General features: G+C 69.7%; 6 protein-coding genes. 3 read left to right on the top strand and 3 right to left on the bottom strand.

Annotated elements, in window-relative coordinates:
- Positions 1–147 precede the first annotated feature (147 nt).
- Complete coding sequence (locus ER13_RS17775) at positions 148–594, top strand: EF-hand domain-containing protein (RefSeq protein ID WP_052005171.1); 447 nt, start codon at positions 148–150, stop codon at positions 592–594.
- Between the two features lie 5 nt (positions 595–599).
- On the opposite strand, the gene ER13_RS16255 is transcribed toward ER13_RS17775, so the two are convergent.
- A complete protein-coding gene (locus tag ER13_RS16255; RefSeq protein WP_035310954.1) occupies positions 600–1,379 on the bottom strand; it encodes a DUF1365 domain-containing protein in 780 nt (259 codons plus the stop codon).
- Positions 1,376–2,731 (bottom strand): NAD(P)/FAD-dependent oxidoreductase, encoded by a 1,356-nt coding sequence (locus tag ER13_RS16250; protein WP_035310951.1) that lies wholly within the window; start codon positions 2,729–2,731, stop codon positions 1,376–1,378. Before ER13_RS16250 ends, ER13_RS16255 begins: the two co-directional genes overlap by 4 nt.
- A 151-nt stretch (positions 2,732–2,882) precedes the next feature.
- Between ER13_RS16250 and ER13_RS16245 the strand changes: the two genes are divergently transcribed.
- Complete coding sequence (locus ER13_RS16245) at positions 2,883–3,434, top strand: sigma-70 family RNA polymerase sigma factor (RefSeq protein ID WP_008261895.1); 552 nt, start codon at positions 2,883–2,885, stop codon at positions 3,432–3,434.
- Entirely contained in the window at positions 3,431–4,069 is a 639-nt protein-coding gene (locus ER13_RS16240; RefSeq protein ID WP_008262026.1) for a ChrR family anti-sigma-E factor, read from the top strand. Before ER13_RS16245 ends, ER13_RS16240 begins: the two co-directional genes overlap by 4 nt.
- 162 nt (positions 4,070–4,231) lie before the next feature.
- On the opposite strand, the gene ER13_RS18795 is transcribed toward ER13_RS16240, so the two are convergent.
- Positions 4,232–4,534, bottom strand: a complete 303-nt coding sequence (locus ER13_RS18795) for a hypothetical protein (protein WP_231492576.1) — start codon at positions 4,532–4,534, stop codon at positions 4,232–4,234.
- Between the last annotated feature and the right edge of the window lie 212 nt (positions 4,535–4,746).

Below are 4,746 nucleotides of genomic sequence, written 5' to 3'. Positions count from 1 at the left end.
TACCTGACGGATTTGCGGCGCAACCTGAGCCGAGACATCCGCCGGCACAGATGGATGCTTATAACAGACAGCCCGCAGCTCCGCCCCTCCCCCGCTCCGCGTCCCCCCAACCGTGCGGCCGGGGCCCCTTTTCCGATCGAGAGCCCGATGAAAAGCCTTGTTCTGTCCCTCCTGTCCGCCGCGGCGATCGCCGTCGTCGCCACGGCCGCGCCCGCCCAAACCCAGGCCGGCGCCGGTCGCGCCCTGTTCCAGCAGGCGGACGTCAATAATGACGGGCGCCTGTCGCGGGTCGAGTTCGACGCTGCGCGCGAGGGCCGGTTCGCCCGGGCCGACGCCGATCGCGACGGCCGTCTGACGATGTCCGAACTGCGCGCCCTGCGCCCGGACGGCGCGCCCGCTCCGCAGCGGCGACCAAGCCGCGAGCAGATTCAGAAGCTGCGCGCCATTGACCGCAACAATGACCGCGCCGTCGATCTGAACGAGTTCCGCGCCCTGAACGGAGACCGTTTCGCCGCCGCCGACCGCAACCGCGACGGTTTCATCACCCGCGACGAAATCGCCGATCTGGCGCGCGCCATGACCCTGGGGGGCTGAGGCCCCTAACCCCTGTGCCGCAGGTCCAGCACGTCGGGGGGCGGCGCGGGCTTGCGGGTCAGGGGCACGCGCTTCAGCCAGAGTTTCAGCGCCTCCCAATGGATGGCGGCCACGACCTTCAGCGTCAGCAGGGGCATGGACAGGGTGGCGGCGATCAGGGCGCGGTCGGACATCGGCCGACGCGCGCCGCTCATGCTGGTGGCGATCAGCAGGCCCCCGCTATCCGATCCGTTGATGGCCAGGCCCAGGGTGTCGCCCGGCGTCTGACCCTGGAAGTCATAGGTCATGCCCATGGCCATGAAGGGTGAGACATACAGGCGCTTGTCGGTCTGTTGCCGGAACCGGCCGGCCTGGGCGTCGGCCGCCAGGACGGGCAGGACATAGGACCGCCGCTCGCCGAAGGTGCTGGTGACCTCATAGACCATGGCGGCCAGCCGCCCGTCTTCATGATGGCAGTAGTAGAGGCTGATCGGGTTGAAGACGAAGCCGAGGACGCGCGGCATGGTCAGAAGACGGATCGCGCCCTGACCGACATCCACCCCGACCTCGGCCAGCCGCGTCTCGATCTGGGCCCGCAGCGGACGGTCCGAGCCGTCGCCGTGGTCCCGGTCGTGGAAGGACAGCAGGTTGAACCGGTTGCGTGAAAAGGTCTTCAGCCGGCCGTGCAGGGCGTCGATCTCGGTCAGGTCCAGCATCAGCCAGAAGACGCGGTAGTTCAGCCGGTGCGGCGTCGGCCGCAGGCGGGCGTGAAACACCTTGCCGACATAGAGGGCCGAGCCTGTCACGCCGCCGGTTCCATCTGGACCGAGGGTGAGGACAGATGGATGCGGCCGCTCTCGTTCTCGACGGTCCAGGGACGACGCACCCCGCCCAGTTGTTCGGCCACCGCCAGACCGGACTGAAGCCCGTCCTCATGGAAGCCGGCCCCGAAATGGGCGCCGCAGAACCAGACGCCGCCCTGGCCCTGCAGGCTCCACAGCGACTTCTGCGCCTTGATGGCGACGGGGTCGAAGATCGGATGCTCGTACACTTCGCTGCGCAACAGGGTTCCGGCGGCCGGCGGGCGCGGCGGGTTCAGGGTGACGAACAGGTCCTGGCCCGGCAGGCCCTGGAGCCTGTTCATCCAGTAGGTGACGCACAGGCCGCCGTCCGCGCCGATATAGTTCCACGAGGCCCAGGCCCGCCGGCGCCGGGGCATCAGGCCCGCGTCGGTGTGCAGGATGGTCAGGTTGCGGCTGTAGCGGAAGGCGCCCAGCAGATCGCGCTCCTGCGCCGTGGGCTCCGCCAGCATGGCCAGGGCCTGGTCGGCGTGGGCGCCGATGACGACATGGTCGAACCGCTCCCGGGCGCCGGTGGTGTCATGAACCACGACGCCGCCGTCGACGCGCTGGACCTGGTCCACCCCGCGCCGGAGCCGGACTGCGTCGCCCTTTCGCCCGGCCCCGACCTGGCGGGCCAGTTCCTCGACATAGGCCCGGCTGCCGCCGACGACGGTGCGCCACAGGGGCCGGCCGACCAGTTTCAGCAGGCCGTGGTTGCCGCAGAAGCGCAGGAAGGATTCCGCCGGATAATCCATCAGCGTATGGGCCGGCGACGACCAGATGGCGGCGGCCATCGGCAGCAAATGGTCGTCGCGGAAGGCCTCGCTGAAGCCCTCGCGCTTCAGATACTGGCCCAGGGTCACGTCGCTGTCGCCCAGGGCGGCCATGCCGCCGGGCGCCGAGCGATAGAAGCGCAGGATCTCCTTCAGCATCGACCAGAAGCGCGGGCGGAACAGGTTGCGACGCTGGGCGAACAGGGCGGGCGCCGCATATTCGAACCGGCCCTGATCCAGGGACACGGCGAAGGACATGTCGGTGGCCCGCGTCTCAAGCCCCAGATGGGCGAACAGGGCGATCAGGTTCGGATAGGTGGCGTCGTTGAAGACGATGAAGCCGGTGTCCACCGCCGTCTCTCCGGTCGGGGCGCGGACGTCCACGGTGTTGGAATGGCCCCCCAGGCGGTCGTCGCGCTCGTAGATCGTCACGTCGTGGCGCTTCGACAGCAGCCAGGCGCTGGACAGGGCGGCGATCCCCGAGCCCACGACGGCGATCCGCAGGCGCGGACCGGTCTCGCTGGAAGGGGACGACAAGGACATAAAGACTCCGAGGGCGGGCTACAGGTGGCGAAGATACGCGCCGCGCACGCGGCCGGATCACGAAATGATCCAGACTTTCGCCAGAACCGTACTAGGTTTCATGGATGGACAGGTTTCAACGCTTCAGCGGATTCGGCCTCCCGTGACGGCTATGGGCGGCGAGCATGACCGGCTGATCGAGGCGGTGGCGTTACGGCGGGACCGCGAGGCTTTCGCGCGCCTGTTCGAACATTTCGCGCCGCGTCTGAAGGCCTATCTGATGAAGGCCGGGGCGCCTGCGGGGGCGGCCGAGGACTTCGCCCAGGACGCCATGCTGACCGTCTGGCGCAAGGCCGAGCTGTTCGACAGCTCCAAGGCGCGGGCCGCGACCTGGATCTTCACCATCGCCCGCAACCGGCGCCTGGACGTGCTGCGCCAGGACGCCCGGCGCACCCCGATGCCCGAGATCGAACTGTTGCAGGAGGAGCCGGAACGGCCGGACCAACTCGTGCTGATGGCCGAGGATGCCGCACGCCTGAAGACGGCCATGGCGCGGCTGACGGCGGATCAGATCGAGGTCCTTCGCTTGGCCTTCTTCCAGGACAATCCCCATTCCGAAATCGCCCGGCGGCTGGACCTGCCGCTGGGCACAGTGAAATCCCGAATACGCAAGGCCATGATCAAACTGCGCACCCTGTTGGACGACGCCGGAGGCGAGGCATGACCGGCGGTCACAACCCCTCCGAAGAACGGCTCCTGGCCTATGCGGCCGGCACCCTCAGCCCGCCCGAGGCCGTGGTGGTCGCCGCCCATCTGGCGATGCGGCCGCAGAACGACGCCTGGGTCCGCACGCTCCAGTCGGTGGGCGGCGAGTTGCTGAACGATCTGGAGCCCGAGCCGATGCCGGACGACGCCCTGGCGCGCGTCCTGGCGCGGGCCGAGGCCGACGCCGGACAGGTTCTGGCCTCCACGCCGTTGAACGACATGGTCGGCCTGCCTGAGCCCCTGCGCCGGTACGCGCTGGGACCGTGGCGATGGCTGGGACCAGGCATGCGCGCCCGCGACGTCCATGCGCCGCGCGACGGCGATTGCCGCGTCATCCTGCTGGAGATCGGTCCGGGCCGCGAGACGCCGCGCCACACCCACGGCGGGATCGAACTGACCTGCGTCATCCACGGCGCCTACGCCACCGAAACCGCCCGGTTCGACGTCGGCGACTTCGAGGAGGCGGACGGCGAAGTGCTGCACCAACCGCGCGTGGTCTCGCCCGATCCCTGCCTGTGCGTGGTGGCGCTGGATGGGCAGATCGAACTGGACGGCTGGCTGGGGCGGCTGATGCAGCCGTTCATCAAGCTGTAGGCGGGCCAGGTCTGACGGTCATTCAAACTTCGCACCAGGGCGAATGACGATCTTTGGCGGCGGCGGTTGTGAAGCGAGGGCGAAGCCCCACGGGGCCGTCCCAAAGAGAAAGAGCGCGGCCCTTTTCGGACCGCGCTCCCGTGGAAATCACCGAGATGGCGTTCAGCCGCGACGGTGGTCCCAATCGTGGCGTTCGTTGCGGATCTGGGCCGAGAGACGGTCGAAGCGACGGTCCAGGTCGGTGCGTTCCCAGGCGGTCAGGCCGCCGCGACGATAGTGGGCCTCAAGCCGCAGCAGGCCGTTGAACTCGCCCCGCAGACGGGTCGCCTCGCGGCGGCTGAGCTGGCCGGAACGGACGCCCTGGTCGATGCGGCGGTCCAGACTGGCCTGGCGGGCGTTGATCGACGACCAGTGTCCGTAGCCCGCATGATGGACAGGCGGTCGGGGGCGGCGCCGCAGGGCCAGTCGCCCGTGAACCCGCCGCTCTCCCCGCTGGAGGGATCCCCCCCCCCAACCAAATTTACCCCCCCGCCGCGGACGGGGTCGCTGGCGGCCGGGGCCCCCCCCCTTTCCGCATCCGGCGCCGGGGCGCCGGCGGGGGGCGGGGGGGCGTGCCGGCGGACCCGGCTCCTTTACACACCCGACGCCGCCCCCGCCGCCCCCCGTGGTGGGGACCG

The sequence above is a fragment of the Brevundimonas sp. EAKA genome (assembly GCF_000698025.1).
Classification (GTDB): domain Bacteria; phylum Pseudomonadota; class Alphaproteobacteria; order Caulobacterales; family Caulobacteraceae; genus Brevundimonas; species Brevundimonas mediterranea_A.
This window is presented reverse-complemented; position numbering and strand designations above follow the sequence as displayed.

Bases quoted from the DNA above. Each gene is read 5' to 3' on its own strand.
- ER13_RS17775 (WP_052005171.1), top strand. From the start codon at position 148: ATGAAAAGCCTTGTTCTGTCCCTCCTGTCCGCCGCGGCGATCGCCGTC.
- ER13_RS16250 (WP_035310951.1), bottom strand. From the start codon at position 2,731: ATGTCCTTGTCGTCCCCTTCCAGCGAGACCGGTCCGCGCCTGCGGATC.
- ER13_RS16245 (WP_008261895.1), top strand. From the start codon at position 2,883: ATGGGCGGCGAGCATGACCGGCTGATCGAGGCGGTGGCGTTACGGCGG.
- ER13_RS16240 (WP_008262026.1), top strand. From the start codon at position 3,431: ATGACCGGCGGTCACAACCCCTCCGAAGAACGGCTCCTGGCCTATGCG.